Source organism: Streptomyces sp. NPDC055287, assembly GCF_053646035.1.
Genome location: NZ_JBSHNE010000033.1, coordinates 37,990 through 63,062, shown reverse-complemented (window position 1 = coordinate 63,062; position 25,073 = coordinate 37,990). Strand labels below are relative to the sequence as shown.

The following is a 25,073-nucleotide window of genomic DNA, read 5'->3' as shown; positions in this document are numbered from 1 at the left end:
ATGCGGGGAAGGGGCCGGGGAGCAGGGGGTGGGTGCGACGGATCGGATGCAGACTCCTCCCCCCGTCCGGATGACCCCGTGGCGTGTGCCGCCGTCATGTGCCCGGACCCGAGATGCGGCCGGCGTCCCGTCGGGCCCCACCCGTCACGTACGTGCAGGAGAGCGAAACCTGCTTCGTCGCGTCGCGATCACCCTGGCCGGAATCACCGCCGCCGACTTCACGGCAGCCGGCTTCACGGCAGCCGGCTTCACGGCAGCCGGCGGCGCTGCTGCCGCCACCACGGACTTCGCCGACGGCCCCATCGACGGCCCCCAGAGCGACAACGGCCGTGACGACCATGCCCGGCGGGGCGCCGGCCGCCCGCCGCGTCCGTCACGTCCGAACGGCCCCGTCCGCACGCTTCTTCAGTGCGGATGGGGCCGTTCGCTCGCCTCACCCAAGGAGCCGCCGGTCAGCCGGAGGGCCGCTGGGTCAGGTGTGTGAACGCGTCCAGGTTTCTCGTCGACTCGCCGCGCGACACCCGCCACGCGTACTCCCTGCGGATCGCGCTCGCGAAGCCCAGCTCCAGCAGGGTGTTGAAGCTGCCGTCCGCCGCCTCCAGGACGCTCCCCAGCAGGCGGTCCAGCTCGCCCGGGGTCACCGCCGACAGCGCCAGCTTGCCGGCCAGGTAGATGTCGCCGAGGCTGTCGATCGCGTAACTCACGCCGTACAGGCGCAGATTGCGCTCCAGCAGCCAGCGGTGCACCGCCGCGTCGTTCTCGTCCGGGTGGCGGATCACGAAGGCGTTGATGGACAGGGAGTGCTTGCCGACGATCAGTGAGCACGTCGTGGACAGCTTGCGGGTGCCGGGGAGCTTCACCACGTACGAGCCGGGCTCCGGGCTCTCCCACTCCAGCTCCGCGTCCTTGAGCGTCTGCTCCAGCGTCTCGACGGCCTGTTGCTGTACGTCAGCCATGGTGCGAGCGTACGCGACGGCGGTGCTCGTGCATCGCGGCCATGTACACGTCGGCCGTGGCGGAGGCGGCCGTGTCCCAGCCGAAGGACTGCGCGTGGCGGGCGGCCGCCGCGCCCATGCGGTCCACCAGGCCGGGCTCGTCGATGAAGCGCCGCAGCGCCCGGGCGTATCCGGCCGGATCATGGCCCTCGACGAGGATGCCGGTCTGCCCGTCCCGTACGGCTACGGGAAGGCCGCCGACCGCCGCCGCGACGACCGGCGTGCCCGACGCCTCGGCCTCTATGGCGACCAGGCCGAACGATTCGCTGTACGAGGGCATGACCAGCACGGAGGCCGCCCGGAACCAGTCCGCGAGGCGGTCCTGGCCGACCGGCGGGCGGAAGCGCACGACGTCGGCGATGCCCAGCTTCGCGGCGAGCTTCTGCAGGCCCTCGGGCTTGGCCAGGCCGCTGCCGCTCGGCCCGCCGACGACCGGCACCACTGTCTTCGAGCGCAGCGACGGGTCCTCGTCGAGGAGCACCGCGACCGCGCGCAGCAGGATGTCCGGGGCCTTGAGGGGCTGGATGCGGCCCGCGAAGAGCGGAATGAACGCGTCCTGCGGCAGGTCCAGGCGGTCTCGCGCCGCTGCCCGCCCGTCGGCCGGGCGGAAGCGTCCCAGGTTCACACCGGGGTGTACGACGGCGATCCTGCCGGGGTCGGCCTCGTAGAAGCGGGCCAGCTCGTCCGCCTCCTCCGCCGTGTTGGCGATGAGGCGGTCCGCAGCCCGCACGATCTGCGTCTCACCGATGACGCGCGCGGCCGGCTCGGGGGTGTCGCCCTCCGCCAGCGCGGCGTTCTTGACCTTCGCCATGGTGTGCATGGCGTGGACGAGGGGGGCGCCCCAGCGTTCGGCGGCGAGCCAGCCGACGTGGCCCGAGAGCCAGTAGTGGGAGTGGACGAGGTCGTAGTAGCCGGGGCGCTGGCCGGCCCAGGCCTGCATCACACCGTGCGTGAAGGCGCACAGCTGCGCGGGCAGCTCCTCCTTGGCCAGGCCCTCGTACGGGCCCGCGTCGACGTGGCGGACCAGCACGCCGGGCGCCAGCTCGACGCGGGGCGGCAGGCCGCCCGTGGTCGCCCGGGTGAAGATCTCCACCTCGATGTTGATCGCGGCGAGGCGTTTGGCGAGCTCGACGATGTAGACGTTCATGCCGCCCGCGTCGCCCGTCCCCGGCTGGTGCAGCGGGGAGGTGTGGACGCTGAGCATCGCGATCCGGCGCGGCTTGCGGTGGTGGCCGCCGGGCAGCCGGAGACGGGGCGGGGTGGCCAGTGTGCCGGCGAGTCGGGAGACGTACTGGCTCACGTCGACGGTCCTCCTCGCTCAGGGCATGGCTGGGCTTTGCGAACATGGCGGGCGGAGGCACCGGGTCGGCCCTCCGTTGAGCGGAAACAGCGGAATGGCCCCTTCCAATTTCCGTTTTGCCAAATCATTACTTCAGCTGCCTCAACCTTTGCAGGCCCGAGCGGGCGCTCCGGCTCGCTTACCCTCGCTTCATGGCCTCCCGCACCTCCCCCTCGCGCCCCGTCGGCGCCGTCACCCGCGGGACGACCAACCCGAACCGCCTGCGCCGCATGGACCGCTGGATCGCCGCGGCGCACGGCCCCGATCTGCGCCGCAGCGGCGACCCCGTCGCCGTGGACCTCGGGTACGGGGCCGCGCCGTGGACCGCCGTCGAGCTGCTCGGCCGGCTGCGCACCGCCGCGCCCGCCGCCGAGGTCGTGGGCATCGAGATCGAACCGGCCCGGGTCGCCGCCGCGAAGCCGTATGAGCGCGAGGGGCTCGCCTTCCGGCACGGCGGCTTCGAAGTACCCCTGCCCGACAGCCGCAGGCCCTCCTTGATCCGGGCGGCGAACGTGCTGCGCCAGTACGACGAGGGGGAGGTCGCAGCGGTCTGGGCGCGGCTGTGCGGGCGGCTGGCGCCCGGCGGGCTGCTGGTCGAGGGAACGTGCGACGAGATCGGGCGGCGGCACGTGTGGGTGGCGCTGGGCCCGGAAGGGCCGCGGACCGTCACTTTCGCGACCCGGCTGGGGTCGCTGGAGCGCCCCTCCGACCTCGCGGAGCGGCTGCCGAAGGCACTGATCCACCGCAATGTGCCGGGCGAGCCCGTACATGCCTTCCTGCGGGACTTCGACCGGGCGTGGGCGGCGGCCGCTCCGTACGCCTCGCTCGGCGCCCGGCAGCGCTGGATCAAGGCCGTGCGCGACCTCTCGGCGGACTGGCCGCTGGCGGACGGGGAGCGGCGGTGGCGGCAGGGTGAAGTCACCGTGAACTGGGCCGCTGTCCAGCCGCGCACCGGCTGAAACCTTTCCGGATCTGCCCGAACGAGTGGCGGCAGAAGGGAACACGGAGAGCTGCCCGTTCGTCAGAAACCAGTGGGCGGGGGCCTCTGTCGTTTTCACGGACGGCATGGCAGCATCACCGCATCGCACCTATGTTACTGACGGTAAATCACATCCGGCCATGTGATGTGGGATCTGGCATCCGGGGGATCTTGTGAACCGACGTCGCAGCGCCGCGACCGCGATCGCGCTGGTCTGCGCCCTGACCGTGCTGGCCGCGCCCGTGCAGGCGTACGCGGACCCCAGGCCTCCGAGGAGTGAGCACAACCTCCAGGAGGTACGGAGCGAGATCGACGCCCTCTACCGCAAGGCCGGGGCGGCCACGGACGCGTACAACCTCGCCGAGGAGCGCGCCGACAAGCAGTCGTCCGAGATCGTGAAGCTGGCCAAGGAGATCGTCGAGGGCCAGCAGCGGATCGAGGAGCTGAAGCGGCAGATGGGCGCCGAGGCGCGGGCCCAGTACCGCAACGGCGGGCTGCCGCCCGAGGCCGAGATGATGCTCAGCGGCGACCCCCAGCACTTCCTCGACGGGGCGGGCCGGATCCGCGAGGGCCAGCAGGCGGCCAAGGGGCTTCTGGGCGAACTGTCCCGGACGCAGGCCGACTTGGAGGCGTACACGCAGGACGCGACCGCCCAGTGGAAGCGGCTGGAGGCGAGCCGCAAGAAGAAGGAAGCGGCGAAGAAAGAGATCAAGAAGCAGATCGCCGCCGCCGAGAAGCTCGAGGCGACGCTGGAGAAGGAGGAGCGCGATCGGCTCCTCAAGATGGAGCAGGAGGCGGAGTACAGAGCGCAGACCGCATGGCTCGACTCCGGCGTGCTCAAGGACTCGGCGGGCAGGGCGACGAAGGGCGGCGCGGCGGCTGTCGCGTTCGCCACGGCGCAGATCGGCAAGCCGTACGTCTGGGGCGCCGAGGGGCCGGGCTCCTTCGACTGCTCGGGGCTGACGTCGCAGGCGTGGCTCGCGGGCGGGCGCGCCATACCGCGCACGTCGCAGGAGCAGTGGAAGCGGCTGCCCCGCGTCGATGTGAAGGACATGCGGCCCGGTGACCTGATCGTCTACTTCGACGACGCCAGTCACATCGGGATGTACATCGGCGACGGCGCCATGGTGCACGCGCCCCGTCCCGGCCGGGACGTGACGATCGCGGGGGCCGGCTCGATGCCGATTCTGGGCGTCGTACGCCCGGACAAGTAGATCCGCGTCGGCACGGCGGCCGGAGCGGTGGCGGGCGGGGATCGCGGCCGGGTCCCAACTGGGTGCCACAAGCGGCCGTACGGGTGGCCCGGGGCGTGATGTTCGTCATGACCCGGCACACCGCCGATCCGCCCGGATGCGTTGCGGGAGGCGGCATATGCCCCCTGCCGGCTTTCCCAACGCCATTCCGCTGGGGCGCCCGGTAACGCTATGGTCCCCGTTTGGCGGAACGTCGATCGTCGTGCCGCCGCACCCTCGGGGGGAGGGAAGGAAACCGAAACCGATGCCCGTACCCGTACCGCGGCAGCGTGACAGCACGGCCGTGGAACACGGTCAGGCCGTCCTGCCGAAACAGCAGGCCGGGAGCAGCATGGAGACCACGGCAGCCGCAGCAACCACGACAGCCAAGGCCCCCGCCGCTCCGGCCTCCCCCGTTGTGTCCGCGAACAGCACCGACCTCACCCTGCTGGTGATCGAGGACGATCCGGCGGGGACGTTCACCGTCCCGTCGCTGCTCGACGCCGCCGGTACGCGTGTCCGCATCCGCACCGCCCGCAACCTCACCGAGGCCGAGCGGCTGCTCACGGACGACGTGCACTGCATCCTGCTCGACCTGGCCCTGCCGGCCCCGTCGGCCGCCGCGGCCGCCTCCGCCTCCCCCGGCGAGGACGGTGACCGGCTGGCCACGCTGCGGCACGTGCTGCGCCTCGCGCCGCGCCACGCCGTGCTGGCCCTGACCTCCGAGACCGACGCCGAGCGGGCCGCGGAGGCCGTGCGCGTCGGTGCGCAGGACTACCTCTTCCGCGACGAGCTCGACGGGCGCCAGCTCAGCCGCGCCATCCGGTACGCAGTCGAGCGCAAGCGCGCCGACACGGCACAGCACAAGCTGGCCGAGTCGCGACTGCGCGCCCAGGAGAACGCCCGCCTGGAGCGCGGCCTGCTGCCGACGCCGCTGCTCGAGGGCTCGAACCTGCGCTTCGCCTCCCGCTACCGGCCCGGCCGCTCGCGCGCCCTCCTCGGCGGCGACTTCTACGACACGGTCCGCACCTCCGACGGCACGGTCCACGCGATGATCGGCGACGTCTGCGGCCACGGGCCCGACGAGGCCGCTCTGGGCGTGGAACTGCGCATCGCGTGGCGCGCCTTGACGTTCGCGGGCCTGTGCGGCGACGAGCTGCTGTCCACGCTCCAGCAGGTACTGGAGCACGAGCGGGAGAGCGAGGAGATCTTCGCGACGCTCTGCACGGTCGACATCGCGCCGGACGGACGCCGGGCCGGGCTGTGCCTGGCGGGCCACCCGTCGCCGCTGATCGCCCGCCAGGGCAGGGCGGCGCAGCTTCTTCCGTACGAGGACGGGGGCCCCGCGCTCGGTCTGCTGCCGCGCGCCCGGTGGTCACGTCGGCAGGTCGAGCTGGGCGGCTCGTGGAGCCTGATGATGTACACCGACGGCCTGATCGAGGGCCACGTCGGCCCGCCCGGATCGAAGCAGCGGCTCGGTCAGGACGGGATGGTCGAGATGATCAATCGCCAGCTGGCGGCCGGACTGCGCGGCGAGGCCCTGCTGGAGGCCGCGGTCAACGAGGCACGGGACCTCAACCACGGAGAACTGACCGACGACGTGGCACTGTTGCTCCTGGACCGGGGCTGAGCAGCACCCGGTCCGGGGGTGTCTAACGCCCGCCGTTGTAGGGCCCGTACGGGCCGTCGCTGCTGCTGCCGCCGCCCCTGCGGCCGCCACCGCCGCCGCCACCCGAGACCTGCTTGATCGCGGGCCGTACGTCGACCATGAAGACGATGGTCGCGACCAGTCCGGCGATCTGCAGGAACAGCATCGGGACGAACAGGTTCACGGCGACCGTCACGCCGAGAAGCACCAGCCAGAAGACCTTGGTCTGCTTGTCGGTGGCGCGGTACGCGTCCTCACGGGCCATCGCGGCGAAGAACAGCGCCACCACGGCGAGGACGAGCATGGCGAGGTTGAGCAACGACAACAGAGTGCCGAATCCCGAGAGCAACATGCTGTACACCGCCTAGAGAGTGGATGAGCGCCTCGCGGCCAAGGTACCCGCACAACGAGCCGGACACCCATAAAGGTGCCCGGCTCGCGCCCGTAAAGCCCTGTTCGCCGTACTGGCCTTACTCGTACCGCTTGCCCTACTACTCGGCGGCGGGAGTGGCCTTCTTCGCCGGCGCCTTGCGGGCGGCGGGGGTCTTCTTCGCCGGAGCGGCCTTCGCCTCGGCGGCCTTCGTCTCTGCCGCCCTGGGCTCCGGGTCGGGCTCGACCGCGACGGCGATCTCGTTGATCTCCTCGGCCGCCTCGCCGCGCCAGGCCTTCACGCTCTGCTCGCCGTGCTCGGCGACCTTCTCGTACGCCTCACGGGCCTTGACCGCGTACTCGGCGGCCACGCCCACGCTGCGCAGCGCCAGGTCCTGCGCCTGCTCGGTCAGCTTCTTGAAGTCGGTGTCCAGGGTGCCGAGCACCTCGGTGACCTTCGCCTGAACGGTGGCCTGGGCCTCCTTGGCCTGCGTGGTCACCTTCTCCTGCACGGCCTTGGGGTCGGTGTTGCGCACGGCGTCGATACGCGCCGGAGCCTCGGCACGCAGCTGCTCGATGAGCGCGGGCACCTTCTTCGCCTGCTGCACGGCGAGGTCCGCGGTGCCGGCCGCGAAGTAGAGGGGGGTCGGGTCGGTGAGGGTCTTGCGCAGGTCATCGGTGATGGCCATGACTGTGGTCCTCCCGGATCTCAGTTCACTGTGAGGTGCACTGTGAGGTGCACTATGAGGGTGGTGGTGTGCCGGCATCACTGCCGTCGGCCGTGCGGGTGCCGTCAGCAGAGGCGTCCGATGCGACGTGTGCCGCGACGCCGGCGTCGGCGTCCGTCGCGTTCTCCTTGCGGAACGACTCGTAGATCTGGAGCAGTACCTGCTTCTGCCGCTCGTTGATCGACGGGTCGGCGAGGATGACGGCGCGCGTCTCCAGCTCCTCGCGCTCCCGCTCGTCGAGGATCCCGGCCTGGACGTACAGCGTCTCGGCGGAGATCCGCAGCGCCTTCGCGAGCTGCTGCAGGATCTCCGCGCTCGGCTTGCGCAGGCCGCGCTCGATCTGGCTGAGGTACGGATTGGACACCCCGGCGGCGTCGGCGAGCTGCCGCAACGACAGCTGCGCGGTGCGCCGCTGCTCGCGCAGGTACTCGCCGAGATTGCCGACGTTGAGTGATGCCATGCCTCGATAGTGCGGCATGTCCGCTAACTTTTGCAAGCGCCTGCTTGCAAAAGTGTTCGCGTGTCGCCTCCGGCACAGCGGTATACGGTCCTTGGGGATTCCAGTGCCCCACGCCAGGAGCTGTACGCATGACACACCACGGCCCAGTGCCCCCGACCGGATGCGCCTTCGACCACCCGCAGACGCGGGAGGCCTGGCAACGCGCCCGACGGCGCGTCGTCGGCGGCCTGGTCGCCTTCGTACTGCTGACGCTCACGGCGCTCGCTGTCACGGGCCTGTACGCGCCCCAGATCCGCCGGGCCGGCGCGGGCCTGGCGCCTGCCCTCTTCTTCGGCCTGGCACTCCCCTGCGCGCTCTACGCCTACATGGGATCCCTGCGCCGCCTGCGCCGCATGCGCAAGGTGCTCCGGGAGAATCCCTGGAAGTACCGGGAAGCGCTCGGTCGGCAGGCGGGCACGAAGGACCCCAATGGCGTACCCGTGCGGCTGATGACCAGGGAGGGCGGCTGGTCCCGGCCGCTGACGGCGCGCAATCCGCTGCGGTGGTACCGCTGGGACCCGGAGATGGAGAACGGCGTCTGGCTCGCCGGAAGCCCGGCCTCCGGGGCGGTCGTCGCCCTGCCGGGCGGCCGGGGACTCATGACCCTGGAGCGCCACCAGCGTGACGTGGTCCCACCGCGCCGCCCGGAGCGCCGCGGCATCAAGAGCACGGACGCGCCGCAGTCCGGGTGAACCGCCCCTAGGCGCCGGTACGGCCGTCCGCCAGCTCCCGCAGGATGTCGAGGTGGCCGTTGTGGCGGGCGGTCTCCTCGATCAGATGCAGCATGATCCACCGCAGGTTGACCGGCCGCACGCCCTTCCGCGCGCGCTTCGCCTCGGTGTCCAGGTCGTTGGCGGCGACCAGCTCCCGGTACCGGGCGCACTGGGCCTCGTACGCCGAGAGCAGGTCGGCCAGCGGAATGTCGAGGGCGACGCGCATCTCGCGGTCGGGGTCCTCCTCCGTCCACGGCCCCTCGTCCTCCTCGCCGAGGAACACCACCTGGAACCAGTAGTACTCGACCCAGTGGAGGTGACTGATGAGCCCGCACAGCGTCATCAGCGGGGATCCGGGCAACGGGGCCTTGCGGGCGTCCTCCGGCGACACGTCGTCGCACTTGGCGCGCGCGGTGTCGCGGACGTAGTCGAGGAAGGTGGCGAGCGAGGCGCGCTCGTCGGCCGTGGGAGGCGTATCGGTTCGTGTCATCGGGGTGAATGTTCTTCGCCCGTACGCCCGCTGTCGAGCGATTTTGCGCCACCGACGCCTCCAGGGGCCACCCTTGGGAGAGTCGGGCACTAGGAAGCGACAGCGATACGGCGAGAAGGAGCAGCACAGGTGACAGCGCACGTGACACAGGAAGACAGCGGTGGCGACGGCAGCAGTGCGGTGAAGCTCAGCCCCAGCGGATGGGTGGCCGAGCAGGCCGAGCTGTACGAGGAGTCCGGCGGCACCAAGGGCATCACCATGCAGGGCGCCCCCTGCCTGCTGCTGGACTACGTCGGCCGGCGCAGCGGCGCCATCCGGCGCACCGTGCTCATCTACGGGCGCGACGGCGACGACCACCTGGTCGTGGCGTCGAAGGGCGGCTCGGACGAGCACCCCCTGTGGTACCTGAACATCCAGGACAACCCGCAGGTACAACTGCGGGTCGGCACCGAGCGGTTCCCGGCCCGCGCCGAGACGCTCTCCGCCGAGGAGAAGGCCCGGGTGTGGCCGCACCTGGTGGACATCTTCGCGCCGTACGAGGCCTACCAGAAGAAGACCCCCCGTGACATCCCGGTGGTGCGGCTGCGGCGTACGGACATCTGATCCGACGGCCGGACCGACGGCGGTGCGGATTCACCGGCGAAAGCCGCCCGGGGCTTCGGGGGCGCCGGGCGGTTCCCCCGGTTCCGGCCAAATCCCCGGCCCCGGCCGCGACTTCACGCCGGATCCGCGCCTGGCGGCGGGGCCGCTCAGGCCGCCAGCTGCGCCGGGAGCGGAAGGCGGTGCAGTACGTCGAGGCGCTGACCGCCCGTGTCAGTACGACGTAGAGCCGGTGCAGGCCCCGGTCCTCCGCGCCGGCGATCTCGGCCGGTTCGACGGCTCACCGGCGCCTTCGGTCATCCGGGTCAGGGCCGCGCGGCAGAGGTCGTGGTAGGTCCGTTCCTGGCTGAGGACATCGTCGAGTGACGTCATCCGACAAAGATAACGCAACCGAGTAACGAATTTAACCGAACATTAAAATCTGCTCCGGAGCCCGTCCCGCAGCTGCTCGAAGGCCATCTCCGCCGCCACCACCGCTTCGGGAAGCACCTCTTTAGCACTCGCCCCCGCCTCGATCCGGCGCCAGTTCTCCTCCGCGAGGATCCGCTGTACGGCCACGATCTGCCCGGCCGCGAGCCGCGAGGCGAGGGGATCGGATCCGCCGAGGGCGGCGGCGAGCGCCTGCTCGGAGCGCTGCACGTAGGCGTGTAGCCGGGCCACCAGACTCGGTGTCCCGTAGAGCAGACGGTGGAAGGCGAGCACGCCGACGTGGTCGTTCAGCCCGGTCACGGGCTCGTGCCGGTCGAGGCCGGCGAGGAAGTGACGCCGCAGGGCTTCCAGCGGCGCGAGCTCCTCCGCGCGCCCGGCGGCCACCACCCGGGCCGCCTCGTCCTCGTGGTCGGCGAACCGGTGCAGCGCGAGGTCCTCCTTGGCGGGGAAGTACCGGAAGAGTGTCGGCTTGGAGACCTCGGCCGCGGCCGCCACCTCGGCGACGGAGACCTTGTCGAAGCCCTTCTCCAGGAACAAGGCCATCGCGGCATCGGAGATCACCCGGTACGTCCGCTGCTTCTTCCGCTCGCGCAAACCACTCATGACGACGAAGGGTACGCGCTTGACCTCAACAGAACTTGAGGTCACAGACTCGCGGACAGACACCGACCGACGGAATGGGGAGAGAACGTCATGCGCGCGATTCAGGTGAGGGAGTTCGGCGGCCCGGAGGTACTCGTGGACACCGAGCTGCCGGATCCGGTGGCCGGTCCCGGCGAGGTGGTCGTGGAGGTCTCCGTGGCCGACACGATCTACGTCGAGACGCAGATCCGGGGCGGCTGGGGCCCGCAGTTCGGCATCGAGCCGCCGTACGTTCCGGGCGGTGCGGCGGCCGGAACGGTGCTGTCCGTCGGCGAGGGCGTGGACCCGGCGTGGACCGGCCGCCGGGTACTGGCGGGCCCGGGCACCTCCGGTTCGTACGCCGAACAGGTCGTCACCCCGGTCGACCGCCTGATCCCGGTGCCGGACGGCCTGGGCCTGCGGGAAGCGGCCGCGCTGGGGCACGACGGCGTCACGGGCACCGGCATAGCGGAGGCGGTCGGCATCCGGCCCGGTGAGCGGGTACTGATCCTGGGCGCTTCCGGGGGCATGGGAACACTGCTGGTACAGATCGCGCATGCGGCGGGGGCGCACGTCGTCGGGGCGGCACGCGGCAAGCGGAAGCTGGATCTCGTACGGGAGCTCGGCGCCGACGCGGTCGTCGACTACTCCGAGGAGGGCTGGTCCGAGCGGGCCCGGGAGGCGCTCGGGGGCAACGGGGCGGACGTACTGCTGGACGGTGTGGGCGGGGAACTCGGCCTGGCGGCCTTCGCGTTGACGGCCGACGGCGGCCGCGTCTCGGCGCACGGCGCGTCCAGCGGCGGCTTCGCGGCGATCGACGCGGGCGAAGCGGAACGCCGTGGGATCACGCTGCGCGGGATCAAGGAGGTCCAGTACGGGACGGCCGACATCACGCGGCTGCTGGCGAAGGCCCTGGCGGAGGCGGCGGCGGGCCGCCTGCGGCCGGTCATCGCGGCGACGTTCCCACTGGCGCGGGCGGCCGAGGCGCATGCGGCGATCGAAGCGCGGTCAGTGGCGGGCAAGGCGCTGCTTATGGTGGCGGGCTGAGGGTCGGGCCGAGAAGGCGGGCCGAGAGGTGGGGCCGAGGGGTTGGGGGGGCTTGCGGGGCCTCCACTGACGGCCGCTTCCGACGCCGGCGGAGCTTCATGGCGTCGGGAGGGAGCGGCCCTCGGAAGGGGCGGCGCCGGGGAGGAAGCCCACAACCGGCGCCGTCCTCCTCACCGGCCCCCGCCCTGCTCACCGGCCCCGCCCTGCTCACCGCCACCGGCCAGCTTCCGCACCAGCGCCTCCACCCCGTCCAGCACCCGCTCGAGCCCGAAGACGAACTCGAAATCCGGATCGTCCGGCTGCTCCATCACCCCGGACTCCAGCACCCGCGCAACCGCCGGATACCGCAGCGGGTCGGCCAGCTTCGCGAGCGTCCGGCCGTACCGGCCGAGAACCTCCTCCGTCGTCGCACCCGTGCGCGCGTTCGCCGCCGCGAGGTCCGCCATGAGCTGCGCCTCCTGCCGCACGAAGCCGTTGACCAGGAGGATCACCGAGATCTTCTCGCCCTCACCGATGCCGGTGCCGGCCAGCGCGGCCAGCCCCTGCTCCATCCAGGCAACGGAGTTGGGGGTGAGCGGCGGCCCCGAGGTCGGGATGCGCAGCGCCCACAGATTGCGGCGCAGTACCTCGCGCTGGGCCCATGCCCACCGGGTGAGCGCCTCACGCCAGGCGGTGCCGGGTTCCGGCGGCGCGGGCGGGGCCCCGAGGGCCGCTTCCATCATGAGGACGTACAGCTCGTCCTTGGCGCCGACGTACCGGTAGAGGGACATGGTCGACGCGCCGAGTTCCTTGGCGACCCGGCCCATGGACACCGCCGCCAGCCCGTCGGCCGCCGCGACCGCCACCGCGGCGCCGACGATCCGCTCCAGGCTCAGCCCGGGCTTCGGCCCCTTCGCCGGGCGCTCCCGCAGTCCCCAGGCGAGTTCGAGGCTCGCGGGCAGGCCGGTGCCGCCGCTCTCGCCACCACCGTCACCGCCGCCACCGTTGCCGTCGCTCATCCACGCTCCCCTGCCGCCCTGCTCCCTTGACGGCCATCCTAGTTCTGCGTAACCCTTACACAGTAGCGCGTATGTCATACGCAGAACGCTGAACGGGGAACACACCCATGCCAGAGCAACCCGCCGTCCAAGCCACCGCCCTCACCAAGTCCTACGGGAAGCAGACCGTCCTCTCGGGCATCGACCTGTCCGTCGCCCCGGGCAGCGTCTTCGCGCTCCTCGGCCCCAATGGCGCGGGCAAGACGACGGCCGTGCGCATCCTCGCCACCCTCACCACGGCCGACGCCGGCACCGCGCGCGTCGCCGGGTACGACGTACGGGCCGAGCGGAGCCGGGTACGCCGGGCGATCAGCCTGACCGGGCAGTTCGCGGCGGTCGACGAACGCCAGACGGGTGCGGAGAACCTCCGCATGATGGCGAGGCTGACCCGCCTCTCCCGCACCGAGGCCCGCACCCGCGCCGCCGACCTCCTCGACCGCTTCGGACTCGCCGAGGCCGGCGACCGCCTGGTCGCGACGTACTCCGGAGGCATGCGGCGCAGGCTCGACCTCGCGGCCGGTCTGGTCGGCAACCCCGAGGTGATCTTCCTCGACGAGCCGACGACCGGCCTGGATCCGCGCAGCCGCCGTGAGCTGTGGACGGCCGTACAAGAACTCTCGGCCCAGGGGGTGACGGTGTTCCTCACCACCCAGTACCTGGAGGAGGCCGACGAACTGGCCGACCGCATCGCGGTCCTGGACCGGGGCCGGCTGGTGGCGGAGGGCACAGCGGCGGAACTCAAGTCCCGCATCGCGGACCACCGCCTGGACGTCACGCTCTCGACCAGGGCCGCCTACCTGCACACGACATCCCTGCTCGGCCCGCGCGCCACCCACCACTCCCCCGGGACCCTCACCTTCTCGACCCCGACGGACGGCACGGCACCCCACGTACGGGCCCTGCTCGACGAAATGGACCCGTCCCACTCGGCCGTCGCCCACTTCTCCGTCCACACGGCAACGCTGGACGACGTCTTCCTGTCCCTCACGAACCACCGGACCGCCGAGGAGCCTTCCCATGCCTGAAGCCGCCGCGCTCCTCACCATGACGGGCCGCTCCCTGCGCCTGAGCCGCCGCAACGTGGACGCCGTCATCACCTCGATGATGCTGCCGGTCATGATGATGCTGATCTTCGTCTACCTTTTCGGCGGAGCGATCAACACCGGCACGGAGTACGTCAATTACGTCGTTCCGGGCGTTCTCGTGCTCTGTGCGGGCTTCGGTTCGGCCACCACCGCCGTGGGTGTCACGGAGGACATGAAGAACGGCATCATCGACCGCTTCCGCACCCTGGACATCGGCGGCATCCCCATCCTGACCGGCCACGTGCTGGCCAGCACCGCCCGTAACCTCGTCTCGACGACCCTGGTCCTGGGCGTCGCCCACGCGATCGGCTTCCGCCCCTCGGCCACCTTCACCGACTGGCTCACTGCGGCAGCCGTCCTCCTCGCGTACATCACCGCGCTCTCCTGGCTGTCGGCAGCCGTCGGCCTGCTCGCCAAGTCACCCGAGGCGGCAGGCGGATTCACCTTCTTCGTCTCCTTCCTTCCCTACCCGAGCAGCGCGTTCGTCCGTACCGAAACGATGCCCACCTGGCTCCACGGCTTCGCCGAACACCAGCCGATCACCCCGGTCATCGAATCCCTGCGGGCCCTGCTCATGAACGAGCCGGTGGGGCACACGCCATGGATCGCCCTGGCGTGGTGCGCGGGAATCCTGACGGTGGCGATCGCCCTGTCGGAGGCCCTGTTCAGGCGCCGGACGGCGTAGAGCCAGGGCGAGGTCGGGGTTCTGCATCCTGGCACCGCGCAGCCCGAGTGAGGCCGTGGCCGCCTGCAGGGTCATCGCGTAGGAGTCGACCGCCCGGCGCACGTTGGGGGTGTCCAGGCTCGCCCCCGTCACCAGGCGGTCCAGGTCCACATACGCGGAACGCACGATCTCGATCCAGCGGTAGACGCGCGCGTCCTGCTGCCACCCGTCGACGTACGCGTGGTCCATGAGCTCGCTCCAGCGCTTGTACATCCGTCGGCGGATCTCGGCCCGGTGCGGCGTCAGGTGCAGATGGCGCACCAGGTCGTACAGCGGATCGCCGACCATCGCCATCTCCCAGTCGATGATGACGAGCCCTCCCGGCGCATCGCCCCGGACCAGGTTCCAGGGGTTGAGATCGCCGTGCAGCAGGACCGGGGCGCGCGGAGTGACGGTGTGCCGCTCCAGGATCTCCTTCAGCCGCTGCGCGCTGGGCAGGCCGAGTGCTCGGGCCAGTTGCAGGGATTCCTCGGGGAGAGCGGCGACCATTTCGACGAGCCGGTCGCTGAGCCACGGGTAGAAGCCCCCGGGCCCCATCGTCGCGTCAAGGGCTGTGGCATCGACTTCCACGAGGGCGCACAGCTGCCGGACGAGGTCGTCCGCTTCGTTCGGCAGCAGGCCGTGCACCGGATGATCCGGGCGGTGACCGCCGGGCGGGGCTTCGTACGAGTGCACCGCAAATCTGTCCGACAGCCCGCTGATCCCCATGGCGAGGACCTTCGGGGCCCGTACGACGCCACCCAGGCCCTCCAGGGCCTTCAGCACCGTGTGCTCGTCGAGGAAACAGGGTTCCCTGCGGCTGCCCGCCAGTTTCCGGCGTACCACGACCGTGGAACCGGTACGCGGGACCCGTACGACGGTGTTGAGGTGTCCCGTTCCCTTGAAGACCCACTGTGCGGGCGCCGCGCCCTCCGACGCCAGCGCCTCCGCCACCGCCTCCCCCGGGAAAGCGGGGGTTTCCGGGATCGCCGGGTCCGCCACCCAGAAGACGGCGGGCGACCGGCTGGGACCGCGGGCCCGCTCCGTACGCCCGGCACGCGCCCCGTGCCAGCGGAAGAGGATCTTCTCGATCTCGGCACGCTCAGGAACGGCTGCCAGCCGCAGCGGAGCACGGGCAGCACGCAGGGCCTGCCACACCGACTCGGTGGCCTCCCGGAGACCCGCCGCCCGGGCCCCAGCGCCCAGCGATCGCGCCGCCCGCATCACATCCGGGTAGACGGACTGCGCCCGCTCGAAGTCCAGGTAGTGACGCAGGTCGGCGTCCAGCCCTCGCGCGGCTTCCGGGCGGATGCGTTGTACGGCCCTGTACCAGGCACGCTTCACTTCCTCCTGCTGACTTTCCGGGTACCGCATCCGGACGAGGTGCGTGGCCAGGTCGTGCAGCGGATCGCCATAGGTGGCCAGCTCCCAGTCGACGCCGATCAGCGGCGGGCCGCCCGGGCACGTGACGATCACGTTGTCGCGATGGAGATCCGCGTGAAGCAGACCGAACGGGCGCTGGACCATGGGCGGCACCCGCTCGGCGTACTTCGTCATCGCGTCCTCGGGCACTCCGAGCGCGGCGAACAGTCCACCGAATTCGGCCGCATTGGCCTGGCGGAGCTGCTGGTCGGTCAGGAGCGCGAGCCTACGGAGAAAGGACCGGCTGTGCCCGTCGCGCGGCCAGTCGGGCGGCAGTCTGGGCACGTCCTCACGACGCGGCACGACGGTCCGGGCGAGAAGCCCGGCCAGTGCCTGGACCAGCCGCGAGTCGACCTGTTCGCCGTTCTCGCACACGCTGGCGAGAGGAACACCCTCCACATAACTATGCACAGCGGTGGTGCCGCGTCGGGCCAGGCACTGGGGCACATGGGGCAGGAACTTCCGGACGGCGCCGAGGATCCGGGACTCGTCCTGCCAGGTCCTGACGGCGACCGGGAGCGCTTCGGGAACCCGCACGCGCACGATGACGGGCGCACCGGGCTCGCGGTCCACGAGCCGTGCCATGGGTTCGGTCAGCCGGACGAGGAAGTTTCGGTTGTGGTGCCCACGCGCCAACACACCCTCGCGCACGGCGTCGCGCACGAAGGCGTCGTAGATGAGCGGTGCGGTGGGGTTCGAAGCCCCGAAGACGGCCGTAGGGGACCTACCCACGGGCCGCTCCTGAATACTCGCGCGTGGACGTCGATGGCGATGCGCACACGATAGCCGCCACATCCGGGGGCCGCGCCGTCGGCTGCGGGCGCTTAGGCCGATCGTGTGCCGCTGGGTGCCCCTCGGGTTCCGTACGAGCCGAACCGGATCGGGACCGCCCCGTCAGGCCCGGGCCGCCGTCGCCCGTACCAGCTCCAGCACCGGCTCCAGGTCACCCACGACCACCTCGGCACCCGCCCGGCGCAGCCGCCGCACGCGTCCCTCGTCGCGGGCGTAACCGAGGAAGCGCACTCCCGCCTCCCGCGCCGCGAACAGGTCCGACGGGGTGTCGCCGATCATCAGGGCGGCGTCGGCGCGCGCGTCCAGCGCCGTCAGGGCGCGGTTGAGGCAGTCCGGGTCCGGCTTCAGGCGGCTGAGGTCGGGCGTACGGCCGTAGATGTGCGGGGTGAAGCAGCCGGCCAGGCCCCGGCCGGTCAGGTACTGCTCCGCCACCAGCGGGGAATTGTTCGTCGTGATCGCGAGGCGGCTGCCGACCGCGCTCCAGGTGCGTATCAGCGCGTCGGCGTAGGGGGTGGGCCAGGCGGTGGCGGTGGCGCGGAGTTCCTCGCGGGTGAGTTCCTCCTCCAGCGCCTCGACCAGCTCGCTGCCGGGACGGATCCGGGCCACGGCCCGCAGGACGTCGTGCGGGTCGTCCGAGGCCAGCTCCTCCTCCGTCAGCAGGACATGCCGGCCGCGCTTCTCCAGCCAGTCGACCAGGCTGTCCGCCACGTGGTGGGCCCGGTGGCCCGCGAAGAGCCGGCAAATGGGACCGTCGAAGTCGAAGAGCACGCATTCCGCACCCGTGATCAGATCCCGCAGCTTCTCGATCACAGATGCCACCTGTTCGATATGAGTCGCGTCAGAAGTCACTAGGAGAGTGTCAGGTCCGACGTGATGGTGTTCCAGAGTGCGTCGAACCACTTCTGCGACTGCTCGACGAACTTGGCGTTCCGCGGCCCTTCGCCCGAACTGAAGGAGAACAGCAGTGACTTGAGGCCGAGGGTGTCGTACATCTCCGTCGTCACGTCGTCGATCTCCTCCTCCCGCTTGGTGATCATGTAGTACCCGAACAGGGCCTCGGAGTCGTTCAGGAGATAGAGCTTGACCGGCGGGGTGAAAGGCAGGGCCCGGAAAGTGACCCGCACATCGACTCCGTGCGACCGCCGCAGCGCCAGCAGGTTGTGCCGCAGTACCTGACCCTGGGAATTCCGCTGCGCCAGCCAGCGCGAGTGCACAGGGCCGTCGTCCGACGGGTCCTCGACCGCCGTGGGAAAGGCCAGCGTGATGTCCCGGCTCGGCAGCAGGATGCGGGCCTCGATGGTCTCGGGTGTGAAGCGGCCCTCGTGCACGAGCCGCAGCGGCTCGCCCAGGGCGATCGTCAGGGACTCCGACGTCAGACTGAGCGCGTCTATGCGGACGTGCGGGGACGCGAAAGCCGTCGTGATGCGCGGCCCGAGGCTGACCATCGTCGGCTGAGCCTGCTCCAGGGGCGTCGGAACGGCGGGCAGCGCGCCCGCGATGCGGGCCGGCGCTCCCCGGGTGACGTCCGTCAGCAGGCCCTCGTTCTGGAGGATCCGCAGCGCCTGGCGGACCGTGCCGCGCTCGACACCGAACTCGTCGGCCAGGCGTGACTGGGTCGGCATGTGGTCCCCGGCCCTGAGATCACCCGTCCGGATGCGCTCCCGCAGGGCATCCGCCACCTGCCGGTACGAGAGCTTTCCGCCGTTCACTGTCGCGTTCTCCTGGGTCACAACTCGACGCTACAACTTCCCACCATCTAATGGGAGTTGTTTGAAAGTTGTTTATGAATCGCTTCCAACTGGGCAGTAAAACAGTGTAGTTGGTCGCCAACTATCGAAACTTGGTGAGGCCGCCACCCATCTCCCCACCCCGCCCCCGAGGAGGGACCGCCATGCCCGCACTCCTGCTGCTCGCCGCCATCGTCGTCGTCGGGTTCGAAAAGTTCGCCGAATGGCAGTACGGCGCATGCGCCGCGGTGGGCCTTCTGCTCATCGCGATCGGCGTCAAGGCCAGAAGCCCCGCCTGCGCGGGCGTCGGGGCCGTGGTCATCGCGATGCAGGTGACCGGACCGGCGGCATGACGCGGTGCGGCTCCAACTTCACGCCATCCAGGGCGAGTTGTGGGCGGAATGGTTACTTCCCGGTCCACGCAGGGGACAACCCACCTAGTTGGTCACCAACTTTCACAACATGGCGAGAGTACGTACCACTCGCCCAGAGTTGGCCGATCAGCCGCCAAGTGGGCTACACCGGCACATCCCAGGGAGGGACCGCCATGCCGCTCGTCGCCATCCTCCTCGCAGCACTCTTCTTCACCGTCGAAGAGATCATCGAGTGGCAGTTCGGCGCGATGGGCCTGGTGGCCGTCGCCCTGCTGTCCATCGGCGTCAAGGCCAAGAACACGGCATGCCTGAGCATCGGCGCCGTCGTTCTCGTCCTGCTGCTCCAACCCGCCTTCGGCTGAGACCGGGAAACGGAGCAGGGCCGGAGCCCGCATCAGGCCGGAGCGGATCAGACCGGAGCGCGATCAGACAGGAGCGCGATCAGAAGATGTCCGGGCACCACGGTCGCCTGGGCGTGTGGAACAGGGCGTCGGCAATGGCGGCGGCGCCCGCCGACTCCTCCGTGACCCGGCCGAGCGCGACAAGCCGCGCGGCGGACTCCTCGCCCAGGTACAGCGCCCCCAACTCCCGCACATCCAGCGTCAGATCGGGCGACCCGGCCGACGGGGCACACACCGCGCCGTCCGCCGAGGCATCCAGCCGGAACCGCCCGCCGGCCAGCCCCGCCGCATCGTGCACCTCCAGTACGAGCGTGGCGGGCACCGCGTACGTACGAGCCTCCAGGGCCCGTACGACGTCCAGCAACCGCACCCACAGGAAGTCCGCCTGGGTCACGACCCTGGCGGCCCGGGGGTCCGGGAGCAGGAGGGGGAGCAGATCGTCACCCGCGCGGTATCCGGACCGTACGGTCGTGATCCAGTCGACGGCGCAGACGAAGTGCCACAGCGCGCGCTCCGCCGCCGGCGACACCGCGATCATGTCGCGTACGTTCGCCGTGTTCAGCGGCTGCTTGGCGTCGCCCCACTTCTCGTCGGCCTGGTAGACCAGGAGCCCCTCCACCTCACCGTGCGCCGACCGGTAGACGGCGTAGAACGGCTCGGTCCAGGGCTGGTACGACATCACCACCTGTCCCGTGTTGAGCTGCCACCAGCGCTCGTTGCGGTCGATCGCGCCGTGCTGCCCCGCGCGGAAGCGCTCGTGCAGCTCGGGTCCGAGCTTGCGTACGTCGGCCCCGTCGACCAGATCGACCCGGCCCCCGTCGTCGGGCCCGGCCCATCGCGCGTCGAGCCCGGTCCGGGGCACGTCGATCTCCCACTCGGTGACCGAGGCGGCGGGCCCGAAGCCGTACCGCCCGTAGATCGGGTACTCGGCGGCGATCAGCGTCGAGAGCACGTCCCCGCGCTCCTTCGCCGCCGCGAGGTCCGCGTCCATCATCCGGCTGAGCAGCCCGCGGCGGCGGTGCGTCGGCGACACCGTCACGTTCGACACGGCACTCGCGGCGACCGCCGCACCGCCCGGCACCGTGAGCTCCTGCGCGAAGGAGCGGTACGTCGCGACGCAGCGCCCGTCGTCGAAGGCGCCCTGCATCCGGGGCAGGCCCATGTGCGGCAGGCGCTCCGCCACCTCGTCCTGGGGAAAGACGGGCGCCCGGAGGAAGCCGGTGGCAAGGGCGCGAACCCAGTCGGGGAACTCGGACTCGGTGACCGCACGGACGTCGACACTCATACGCACCACGCTATGCACACCGCACACGGCCTGTCGCCCGCTTTTCCGCACGCACGACGACAGGCCCCGCGCCCTCGCAACGCCGCACCATTTCAGGCCCCGCGCGTTCAGAACGCCCGCCCCACCACAGGCCCCCGCACCCTGAAAACGCCCGCACGACCACAGGCCCCCGCAGCCTCAGAACGTCGCGCGTATCTCCCCGACCTCGGCCGCCCCGCCCATCAGCGGCGCGCGTCCGATCCGCTCCACCACCGGCCCGTCCACCCCGAGCCGCCGCAGCGCCCGCGCCAGCACCGGCCCCAGGGCGCGCGTGGCGCCGTCGTCGACCTTGAACGCGAGGGCGCGGCCGTCCGGCAGGGCCACCGCCTGGACCGCCTCGGCGCCCATCTTGGACAGCGCGCCCGGCACCTCGCGCATCAGCCAGGTGTCGGGGCGCCGCGTACCGGCGACGTACTCCGGGTGTGCGCGCATCGCGTCCGCGACGCGTCGCTCGGCCGAGCCCGGCTCGGCCAGCACGAATCCGCGGAACGCCGTCGCCAGCCCGACCAGGCTGATCGCCATCAGAGGCGCCCCGCACCCGTCCGTGCCCACCACCGTGACGCGCTCGCCACTGGCCTCCTCGACCACCCGCAGCACGAGCTGCTGCAGCGGATGGGCCGGGTCCAGGTACGAGGCCGGGTCCCACCCGTTCAGGCCGCACACCGCCAGCATCGCCGCGTGCTTGCCCGAGCAGTTCATCGTGAGCCGTTCCCGCACACCGCCCGCCGCCAGGTACGACTCCGCCTCCGCCGGGTCCAGCGGCAGGTCCGGCGGGGTCTGGAGGTCCGCCTCCACGAGCCCGGCCTCCGCCAGCATCTTCCGTACGAGATCGAGCTGGAACGGCTCCCCCGAGTGGCTCGCGGCCGCCAGCGCCAGCCGCTCCCCCGAGAGGTCGAGTCCGGCGCGCAGAATCGCAGCCGCCTGCATCGGCTTGTTGCTGGAGCGCGGGAAGACCGGCGCGTACGGGTCTCCGACCGCCAGCTCCACACTGCCGTCCGTCGCCAGAACGACCAGCGAACCCCGGTGATGGCCCTCGACGAAGCCGGAACGGACGACTTCCGCGAGGACCGGGGATATGACCGGGGGCATGGCGGCAGCGGTGCTGGAGGACATCTCGACCTTCCGGGGACGGGAAGAGACCAGGCTCCCGCAAGGCCGGATCGCAGCCTCAGGTCAGCAGGTCGTCTACTTGTGCTTCCCCATCACGGTACCTGCGGGCAATCTCCGCACTGCAATCGTCCGCCGTCCGCTGAAGTTGCTGCCGGCGCCGCGAGACCTGCTGCTCGTAACGGACCAGCCGCCCCATCGCCGCGTGCAGCTCCTCGTCCGTACGGGCGGCCAGGTCCGACAGCTCCACGTCGGTCAGCATCTCGGCTGCCAGCAGCCGGAACTCCTCGCTGTGCGGCGTGGACATCGTGACGTGCCGAGCGGAGGAGCGGTGGCTCGAAGGGGCGTCCGCGAGGATCTCCGAGAGCCGCTCGACGACAGGGGACTCCGGCCCCGTACGCCGGGCCAGCTCGGCCCGCAGAATGTCGATCCGCCCGTGCAGCAGACGCCGTACATAGCTGAGGTCCGCCTCGTCCCGCTGAGAGTCACGGCGCAGACCGCGCAGTTCCGGCAGCCGCAGCACACCGAGATCGCTCTTCTTCTTCCGGTCCGGCACCGGCAGGCCACTGCTCATGCCCTCGCCGGTCCGCTGCGCGGGTGGTCGGGCCGCGGAGGCGGAAGACGTCATCCGGCTCATCGGCATCGGTACGGGCCCGGGCGGCTGCCCGGCGCCAGGTGTGCTCATGAATGTGTTCCGTCCCCTCGACCGGTGCGGGGCGCGCACCGCCTCCGTGCATCGTGCCACTCCTGGCGACGGATACGCAGGCGCTCTACGCCCGTTCAGCCCCGGATAGATTGGGCCGCATGCGTGCAGTGGTGCAGAGGGTCGACGGCGCGAGCGTCGTCGTGGCCGGACAAACGGTCGGCGAAATCGTGGGCGAAGGCCTGTGTGTGCTGGTGGGAGTCACCCACGGGGACACAACGGACAAGGCCGCACAGCTCGCCCGGAAGCTCTGGTCGGTTCGGATCCTTGCGGGCGAGAAGTCCTGCTCCGATGTGAATGCGCCACTTCTGGTCATTTCACAGTTCACCCTCTACGGGGACGCCCGCAAGGGCCGCCGCCCGACCTGGAACGCCGCGGCCCCGGGCGAGATCGCCGAACCGCTGGTGGACGAGGTGGTCGCGCAGCTCCGCGCGCTGGGCGCGCGCGTGGAGACGGGCCGCTTCGGAGCAGAGATGCGGGTCTCCCTCACGAACGACGGCCCGTTCACGGTCCTGATCGAAATCTGACGGATCTGACGGAATCTGACGAACCCGAGGACCGCCCTACGGCTCTACGACGACTTCCTGCGCCGCCGCCGTGTTCCCCGCCAGCAGCTCCGCGTCCACCGGCACATTGCGCTTGACCAGCGCGAGCGCGATCGGCCCCAGCTCGTGGTGGCGCGCCGACGTCGTGACGAACCCGAGCTGGCGCCCCTCCTCGCCGTCCGTCGCGAGCCGCAACGGCGTACCCGGCGCGGGCAGCAGCACATCGCTGCCGTCCAGGTGCAGGAAGACGAGCCGCCGAGGCGGCTTCCCCAGGTTCTGCACCCGGGCCACGGTCTCCTGGCCCCGGTAGCAGCCCTTCTGGAGGTGTACGGCGCTGCCGATCCAGCCCAGCTCGTGCGGGATGGTGCGGTGGTCCGTCTCGAAGCCGAGGCGCGGCCGGTGCGCCTCGACGCGCAGGGCCTCGTACGCCAGGATGCCGACCGCCGGGCCGTGGGCCTCGGCGTACGCCTCCAGCTCACCGCGCGGCAGGAAGAGGTCACGGCCGTGCGAGGTCTCCCGTACGGCCACGCCTTCGGGCACGTCGGTGATCGAACCGGCCGGGAGGTGGACGACCGCGAAGTCCTCGGTCCGGTCTGCGGTCTCCACCCGGTAGAAGAACTTCATCGACTCCAGGTACGCGATGAGGTCGCCCTGAGTACCCGGCTCGACGTGCATCCACACCGTCTCGCCGTCGTCGACGAGGTACATGGCGTGCTCGACGTGACCGTGCGCCGAGAGGATCAGCGCCTCGGTGGCGTGGCCGGCCGGAAGGTCACTGACGTGCTGCGTGAGCAGGAGGTGGAGCCAGCTCAGCCGGTCGTCGCCGGTGACGGTGACGACGCCGCGGTGGGACAGATCGACGAAACCGGTGCCGCCGGCGAGCGCGCGCTGCTCGCGGAACAGGTCTCCGTAGTGCGCGGCGACGCCTTCGTCGCGCCCTTCGGCGGGGACGGCGCCGGGCAGGGACAGCAGGGGACTCTTCATACGTGCCAGCCTACGACTCGGTAGTTGAAGCTTCCGCGGACGTCTCGGCCGAGGTCTCCGCCGAAGCGTCGGCGGCACACTTCTCGCACCGCCCGAAGATCGCGAAGTGCTTCATGTCGGTCTCGAAGCCGAACGTCTCGCGCAGCGTGGCCGTGAAGTCCGCGGCGATCGCGATGTCGGCCTCGATCACGTTCGTACAGTCGCGGCAGACCAGGTGGATGTGGTGATGGCGGTCCGCCAGGTGGTACGTCGGGGCTCCGTGCCCCAGATGCGCGTGGCTGACCAGACCCAGCTCCTCCAGGAGCTCCAGGGTCCGGTACACGGTGGAGATGTTCACGCCGGACGCGGTCTTGCGCACTTCGACGAGGATGTCGTCCGGCGTCGCGTGCTCCAGGGCGTCCACGGCCTCCAGGACAAGCTGGCGCTGGGGCGTCAGCCGGTAGCCGCGCTGCCGCAGGTCGCTTTTCCAGTCGGTGCTCACCACGTGCCCAGTGTAGGCAGCGCGGCGAGCGACCGACGGTACGTCCGCCCGGTCCGCCTACTTGAAGAAGGCGATGCCGTCGTCGGGCAGGTCCTTCAGGTCCTTCGCCCACTCGCTCGGGTCGACGACCTTCTTCAGGTGCGCCGACATGTACGGGCGGAGCTCGACGTCCGGGGTGGCCTTCTCGCCGACCCACATCAGGTCGCTCTTGACGTACCCGTAGAGACGCTTGCCACCGGTGTACGGCCCCGAAGCGGCGGTGCGGGCGACGGCGTCGGTCACCAGGTCGATCTGCGGCTTCTGGTCGGCCAGCTCGCCGTACCAGATTTCGACGACACCGTGGTCGCGGCTCATGACGACCTCGACCTTGCGGTTCTTGTCGATGCGCCAGTAACCGGACTCGCTCTCCAGCGGCCGGACCTTCTTGCCCTCGTTGTCGAGCACCCACGTGTGCGAGACGTACTCGAGGAAGTCCCGGCCGTCGTGGGTGAAGGTGACTTCCTGGCCGAAGTTGGCCTTCTCGTCACCAGGGAAGTCGAAGACGCCCGCACCCTCCCAGTTACCGAGGAGGAAGACGAGGGGGACAAGGTCCGGGTGGAGGTCGGACGGGATCTCGATCATGAGCTGCTCAGGCGATCTGTGAGGGGAGGGGTGGGCTAGCGCTGACCCTGGTAGAGCTTCTTCACGGCCAGGCCGGTG

At 70.8% G+C, this 25,073-nt stretch carries 28 protein-coding genes and 1 pseudogene; 11 read left to right on the top strand and 18 right to left on the bottom strand.

The features are described 5' to 3' along the window. Positions 1 to 452: 452 nt before the first annotated feature. Positions 453 to 956 carry a YbjN domain-containing protein gene (locus tag ACWIHY_RS32235; RefSeq protein ID WP_454379718.1) on the bottom strand — a complete coding sequence of 168 codons (504 nt, stop codon included), beginning with the start codon at positions 954 to 956 and terminating at the stop codon, positions 453 to 455. Beyond that, entirely contained in the window at positions 949 to 2,295 is a 1,347-nt protein-coding gene (gene mshA / locus ACWIHY_RS32230) for a D-inositol-3-phosphate glycosyltransferase (RefSeq protein ID WP_454379716.1), read from the bottom strand. Before mshA ends, ACWIHY_RS32235 begins: the two co-directional genes overlap by 8 nt. A 191-nt stretch (positions 2,296 to 2,486) precedes the next feature. Here mshA and ACWIHY_RS32225 point away from each other — a divergent pair, with 191 nt between their 5' ends. The 3 genes from ACWIHY_RS32225 (at position 2,487) to ACWIHY_RS32215 (ending at position 6,175) form a co-directional block, all read left to right on the top strand. Next, positions 2,487 to 3,293, top strand: coding sequence for a class I SAM-dependent methyltransferase (locus ACWIHY_RS32225; RefSeq protein ID WP_454379714.1), 807 nt, complete (start codon positions 2,487 to 2,489; stop codon positions 3,291 to 3,293). Positions 3,294 to 3,486: 193 nt separating this feature from the next. Beyond that, positions 3,487 to 4,527, top strand: coding sequence for an NlpC/P60 family protein (locus tag ACWIHY_RS32220; RefSeq protein WP_454379712.1), 1,041 nt, complete (start codon positions 3,487 to 3,489; stop codon positions 4,525 to 4,527). Between the two features lie 283 nt (positions 4,528 to 4,810). Then, positions 4,811 to 6,175 carry a PP2C family protein-serine/threonine phosphatase gene (locus ACWIHY_RS32215; RefSeq protein ID WP_454379710.1) on the top strand — a complete coding sequence of 455 codons (1,365 nt, stop codon included), beginning with the start codon at positions 4,811 to 4,813 and terminating at the stop codon, positions 6,173 to 6,175. A gap of 22 nt (positions 6,176 to 6,197) precedes the next feature. Here ACWIHY_RS32215 and ACWIHY_RS32210 read toward each other — a convergent pair whose 3' ends face one another. From ACWIHY_RS32210 to ACWIHY_RS32200, 3 genes are all read right to left on the bottom strand, one after another. After that, entirely contained in the window at positions 6,198 to 6,545 is a 348-nt protein-coding gene (locus tag ACWIHY_RS32210) for a DUF2516 family protein (RefSeq protein WP_454379708.1), read from the bottom strand. A gap of 139 nt (positions 6,546 to 6,684) precedes the next feature. Next, a complete protein-coding gene (locus ACWIHY_RS32205) occupies positions 6,685 to 7,251 on the bottom strand; it encodes a hypothetical protein (RefSeq protein WP_454379706.1) in 567 nt (188 codons plus the stop codon). Between the two features lie 52 nt (positions 7,252 to 7,303). Further along, on the bottom strand, positions 7,304 to 7,750 hold the full coding sequence (locus ACWIHY_RS32200; protein ID WP_454379704.1) for a helix-turn-helix domain-containing protein: 447 nt from the start codon (positions 7,748 to 7,750) through the stop codon (positions 7,304 to 7,306). 128 nt (positions 7,751 to 7,878) lie between these two features. Between ACWIHY_RS32200 and ACWIHY_RS32195 the strand changes: the two genes are divergently transcribed. Next, positions 7,879 to 8,481: a hypothetical protein gene (locus ACWIHY_RS32195; protein ID WP_454379702.1), complete on the top strand. Its 603-nt coding sequence runs from the start codon at positions 7,879 to 7,881 to the stop codon at positions 8,479 to 8,481. A 7-nt stretch (positions 8,482 to 8,488) separates the two neighbouring features. Here the strand turns inward: ACWIHY_RS32195 and ACWIHY_RS32190 are convergent, their stop codons facing one another. After that, positions 8,489 to 8,992 carry a DinB family protein gene (locus ACWIHY_RS32190; RefSeq protein WP_454379700.1) on the bottom strand — a complete coding sequence of 168 codons (504 nt, stop codon included), beginning with the start codon at positions 8,990 to 8,992 and terminating at the stop codon, positions 8,489 to 8,491. A 129-nt stretch (positions 8,993 to 9,121) separates the two neighbouring features. Here ACWIHY_RS32190 and ACWIHY_RS32185 point away from each other — a divergent pair, with 129 nt between their 5' ends. Beyond that, positions 9,122 to 9,595 carry a nitroreductase family deazaflavin-dependent oxidoreductase gene (locus tag ACWIHY_RS32185; protein ID WP_454379698.1) on the top strand — a complete coding sequence of 158 codons (474 nt, stop codon included), beginning with the start codon at positions 9,122 to 9,124 and terminating at the stop codon, positions 9,593 to 9,595. 210 nt (positions 9,596 to 9,805) lie between these two features. On the opposite strand, the gene ACWIHY_RS32180 is transcribed toward ACWIHY_RS32185, so the two are convergent. Both ACWIHY_RS32180 and ACWIHY_RS32175 read right to left on the bottom strand, forming a co-directional pair. Further along, positions 9,806 to 9,964 (bottom strand): hypothetical protein, encoded by a 159-nt coding sequence (locus tag ACWIHY_RS32180; RefSeq protein ID WP_454379696.1) that lies wholly within the window; start codon positions 9,962 to 9,964, stop codon positions 9,806 to 9,808. Between the two features lie 42 nt (positions 9,965 to 10,006). Then, positions 10,007 to 10,624, bottom strand: coding sequence for a TetR/AcrR family transcriptional regulator (locus ACWIHY_RS32175; protein WP_454379694.1), 618 nt, complete (start codon positions 10,622 to 10,624; stop codon positions 10,007 to 10,009). A gap of 90 nt (positions 10,625 to 10,714) precedes the next feature. On the opposite strand from ACWIHY_RS32175, the gene ACWIHY_RS32170 reads away from it, so the two are divergent. Further along, a complete protein-coding gene (locus ACWIHY_RS32170) occupies positions 10,715 to 11,689 on the top strand; it encodes a zinc-binding dehydrogenase (protein WP_454379692.1) in 975 nt (324 codons plus the stop codon). A gap of 170 nt (positions 11,690 to 11,859) precedes the next feature. Here ACWIHY_RS32170 and ACWIHY_RS32165 read toward each other — a convergent pair whose 3' ends face one another. Further along, positions 11,860 to 12,687, bottom strand: a complete 828-nt coding sequence (locus tag ACWIHY_RS32165; protein ID WP_454379690.1) for a TetR/AcrR family transcriptional regulator C-terminal domain-containing protein — start codon at positions 12,685 to 12,687, stop codon at positions 11,860 to 11,862. A 107-nt stretch (positions 12,688 to 12,794) separates the two neighbouring features. Here ACWIHY_RS32165 and ACWIHY_RS32160 point away from each other — a divergent pair, with 107 nt between their 5' ends. Then, entirely contained in the window at positions 12,795 to 13,751 is a 957-nt protein-coding gene (locus ACWIHY_RS32160; RefSeq protein ID WP_454379688.1) for an ABC transporter ATP-binding protein, read from the top strand. Continuing rightward, on the top strand, positions 13,744 to 14,496 hold the full coding sequence (locus ACWIHY_RS32155) for an ABC transporter permease (RefSeq protein WP_454379686.1): 753 nt from the start codon (positions 13,744 to 13,746) through the stop codon (positions 14,494 to 14,496). Before ACWIHY_RS32160 ends, ACWIHY_RS32155 begins: the two co-directional genes overlap by 8 nt. A 198-nt stretch (positions 14,497 to 14,694) precedes the next feature. On the opposite strand, the pseudogene ACWIHY_RS32150 reads toward ACWIHY_RS32155, so the two are convergent. From ACWIHY_RS32150 to ACWIHY_RS32140, 3 genes and pseudogenes are all read right to left on the bottom strand, one after another. Continuing rightward, positions 14,695 to 16,731 (bottom strand): annotated as a pseudogene (locus ACWIHY_RS32150) (aminoglycoside phosphotransferase family protein); the annotation flags it as partial. 99 nt (positions 16,732 to 16,830) lie between these two features. Continuing rightward, entirely contained in the window at positions 16,831 to 17,538 is a 708-nt protein-coding gene (locus ACWIHY_RS32145) for an HAD family hydrolase (protein WP_454379684.1), read from the bottom strand. Between the two features lie 38 nt (positions 17,539 to 17,576). Next, on the bottom strand, positions 17,577 to 18,458 hold the full coding sequence (locus ACWIHY_RS32140; protein WP_454379683.1) for a winged helix-turn-helix domain-containing protein: 882 nt from the start codon (positions 18,456 to 18,458) through the stop codon (positions 17,577 to 17,579). 161 nt (positions 18,459 to 18,619) lie between these two features. Here ACWIHY_RS32140 and ACWIHY_RS32135 point away from each other — a divergent pair, with 161 nt between their 5' ends. Beyond that, positions 18,620 to 18,808, top strand: a complete 189-nt coding sequence (locus ACWIHY_RS32135) for a hypothetical protein (RefSeq protein WP_454379681.1) — start codon at positions 18,620 to 18,622, stop codon at positions 18,806 to 18,808. A gap of 194 nt (positions 18,809 to 19,002) precedes the next feature. Continuing rightward, positions 19,003 to 19,191 carry a hypothetical protein gene (locus ACWIHY_RS32130; protein ID WP_454379679.1) on the top strand — a complete coding sequence of 63 codons (189 nt, stop codon included), beginning with the start codon at positions 19,003 to 19,005 and terminating at the stop codon, positions 19,189 to 19,191. 79 nt (positions 19,192 to 19,270) lie between these two features. On the opposite strand, the gene ACWIHY_RS32125 is transcribed toward ACWIHY_RS32130, so the two are convergent. The 3 genes from ACWIHY_RS32125 to ACWIHY_RS32115 form a co-directional block, all read right to left on the bottom strand. After that, positions 19,271 to 20,515 carry a GNAT family N-acetyltransferase gene (locus tag ACWIHY_RS32125; RefSeq protein WP_454379677.1) on the bottom strand — a complete coding sequence of 415 codons (1,245 nt, stop codon included), beginning with the start codon at positions 20,513 to 20,515 and terminating at the stop codon, positions 19,271 to 19,273. Positions 20,516 to 20,692: 177 nt separating this feature from the next. Next, the gene (locus ACWIHY_RS32120) at positions 20,693 to 21,667 is read right to left on the bottom strand and encodes an asparaginase (RefSeq protein WP_454379675.1); all 975 of its coding nucleotides are present in this window, start codon (positions 21,665 to 21,667) and stop codon (positions 20,693 to 20,695) included. A 55-nt stretch (positions 21,668 to 21,722) separates the two neighbouring features. Then, positions 21,723 to 22,346 (bottom strand): RsiG family protein, encoded by a 624-nt coding sequence (locus tag ACWIHY_RS32115; protein WP_454379673.1) that lies wholly within the window; start codon positions 22,344 to 22,346, stop codon positions 21,723 to 21,725. 119 nt (positions 22,347 to 22,465) lie between these two features. Between ACWIHY_RS32115 and dtd the strand changes: the two genes are divergently transcribed. Beyond that, positions 22,466 to 22,891, top strand: coding sequence for a D-aminoacyl-tRNA deacylase (dtd, locus tag ACWIHY_RS32110; protein ID WP_454379671.1), 426 nt, complete (start codon positions 22,466 to 22,468; stop codon positions 22,889 to 22,891). 36 nt (positions 22,892 to 22,927) lie between these two features. On the opposite strand, the gene ygfZ is transcribed toward dtd, so the two are convergent. Genes ygfZ through ACWIHY_RS32095 form a run of 3 tightly spaced genes read right to left on the bottom strand, consistent with a single transcriptional unit; the run spans position 22,928 to position 24,995 of the window. Further along, positions 22,928 to 23,893 carry a CAF17-like 4Fe-4S cluster assembly/insertion protein YgfZ gene (gene ygfZ / locus ACWIHY_RS32105; RefSeq protein ID WP_454379670.1) on the bottom strand — a complete coding sequence of 322 codons (966 nt, stop codon included), beginning with the start codon at positions 23,891 to 23,893 and terminating at the stop codon, positions 22,928 to 22,930. Positions 23,894 to 23,903: 10 nt separating this feature from the next. Further along, positions 23,904 to 24,377: a Fur family transcriptional regulator gene (locus ACWIHY_RS32100; protein ID WP_454379669.1), complete on the bottom strand. Its 474-nt coding sequence runs from the start codon at positions 24,375 to 24,377 to the stop codon at positions 23,904 to 23,906. Between the two features lie 54 nt (positions 24,378 to 24,431). After that, on the bottom strand, positions 24,432 to 24,995 hold the full coding sequence (locus tag ACWIHY_RS32095) for an FABP family protein (protein ID WP_454379668.1): 564 nt from the start codon (positions 24,993 to 24,995) through the stop codon (positions 24,432 to 24,434). Positions 24,996 to 25,073: the final 78 nt, after the last annotated feature.

Coding starts and splice junctions, on each gene's coding strand:
- ACWIHY_RS32235 (WP_454379718.1), bottom strand. CDS start 956: ATGGCTGACGTACAGCAACAGGCCGTCGAGACGCTGGAGCAGACGCTC.
- ACWIHY_RS32225 (WP_454379714.1), top strand. CDS start 2,487: ATGGCCTCCCGCACCTCCCCCTCGCGCCCCGTCGGCGCCGTCACCCGC.
- ACWIHY_RS32215 (WP_454379710.1), top strand. CDS start 4,811: ATGCCCGTACCCGTACCGCGGCAGCGTGACAGCACGGCCGTGGAACAC.
- ACWIHY_RS32210 (WP_454379708.1), bottom strand. CDS start 6,545: ATGTTGCTCTCGGGATTCGGCACTCTGTTGTCGTTGCTCAACCTCGCC.
- ACWIHY_RS32205 (WP_454379706.1), bottom strand. CDS start 7,251: ATGGCCATCACCGATGACCTGCGCAAGACCCTCACCGACCCGACCCCC.
- ACWIHY_RS32200 (WP_454379704.1), bottom strand. CDS start 7,750: ATGGCATCACTCAACGTCGGCAATCTCGGCGAGTACCTGCGCGAGCAG.
- ACWIHY_RS32195 (WP_454379702.1), top strand. CDS start 7,879: ATGACACACCACGGCCCAGTGCCCCCGACCGGATGCGCCTTCGACCAC.
- ACWIHY_RS32190 (WP_454379700.1), bottom strand. CDS start 8,992: ATGACACGAACCGATACGCCTCCCACGGCCGACGAGCGCGCCTCGCTC.
- ACWIHY_RS32180 (WP_454379696.1), bottom strand. CDS start 9,964: ATGACGTCACTCGACGATGTCCTCAGCCAGGAACGGACCTACCACGAC.
- ACWIHY_RS32175 (WP_454379694.1), bottom strand. CDS start 10,624: ATGAGTGGTTTGCGCGAGCGGAAGAAGCAGCGGACGTACCGGGTGATC.
- ACWIHY_RS32170 (WP_454379692.1), top strand. CDS start 10,715: ATGCGCGCGATTCAGGTGAGGGAGTTCGGCGGCCCGGAGGTACTCGTG.
- ACWIHY_RS32165 (WP_454379690.1), bottom strand. CDS start 12,687: ATGAGCGACGGCAACGGTGGCGGCGGTGACGGTGGTGGCGAGAGCGGC.
- ACWIHY_RS32160 (WP_454379688.1), top strand. CDS start 12,795: ATGCCAGAGCAACCCGCCGTCCAAGCCACCGCCCTCACCAAGTCCTAC.
- ACWIHY_RS32155 (WP_454379686.1), top strand. CDS start 13,744: ATGCCTGAAGCCGCCGCGCTCCTCACCATGACGGGCCGCTCCCTGCGC.
- ACWIHY_RS32135 (WP_454379681.1), top strand. CDS start 18,620: ATGCCCGCACTCCTGCTGCTCGCCGCCATCGTCGTCGTCGGGTTCGAA.
- ACWIHY_RS32130 (WP_454379679.1), top strand. CDS start 19,003: ATGCCGCTCGTCGCCATCCTCCTCGCAGCACTCTTCTTCACCGTCGAA.
- ACWIHY_RS32125 (WP_454379677.1), bottom strand. CDS start 20,515: ATGAGTGTCGACGTCCGTGCGGTCACCGAGTCCGAGTTCCCCGACTGG.
- ACWIHY_RS32120 (WP_454379675.1), bottom strand. CDS start 21,667: ATGTCCTCCAGCACCGCTGCCGCCATGCCCCCGGTCATATCCCCGGTC.
- ACWIHY_RS32115 (WP_454379673.1), bottom strand. CDS start 22,346: ATGAGCACACCTGGCGCCGGGCAGCCGCCCGGGCCCGTACCGATGCCG.
- dtd (WP_454379671.1), top strand. CDS start 22,466: ATGCGTGCAGTGGTGCAGAGGGTCGACGGCGCGAGCGTCGTCGTGGCC.
- ygfZ (WP_454379670.1), bottom strand. CDS start 23,893: ATGAAGAGTCCCCTGCTGTCCCTGCCCGGCGCCGTCCCCGCCGAAGGG.
- ACWIHY_RS32095 (WP_454379668.1), bottom strand. CDS start 24,995: ATGATCGAGATCCCGTCCGACCTCCACCCGGACCTTGTCCCCCTCGTC.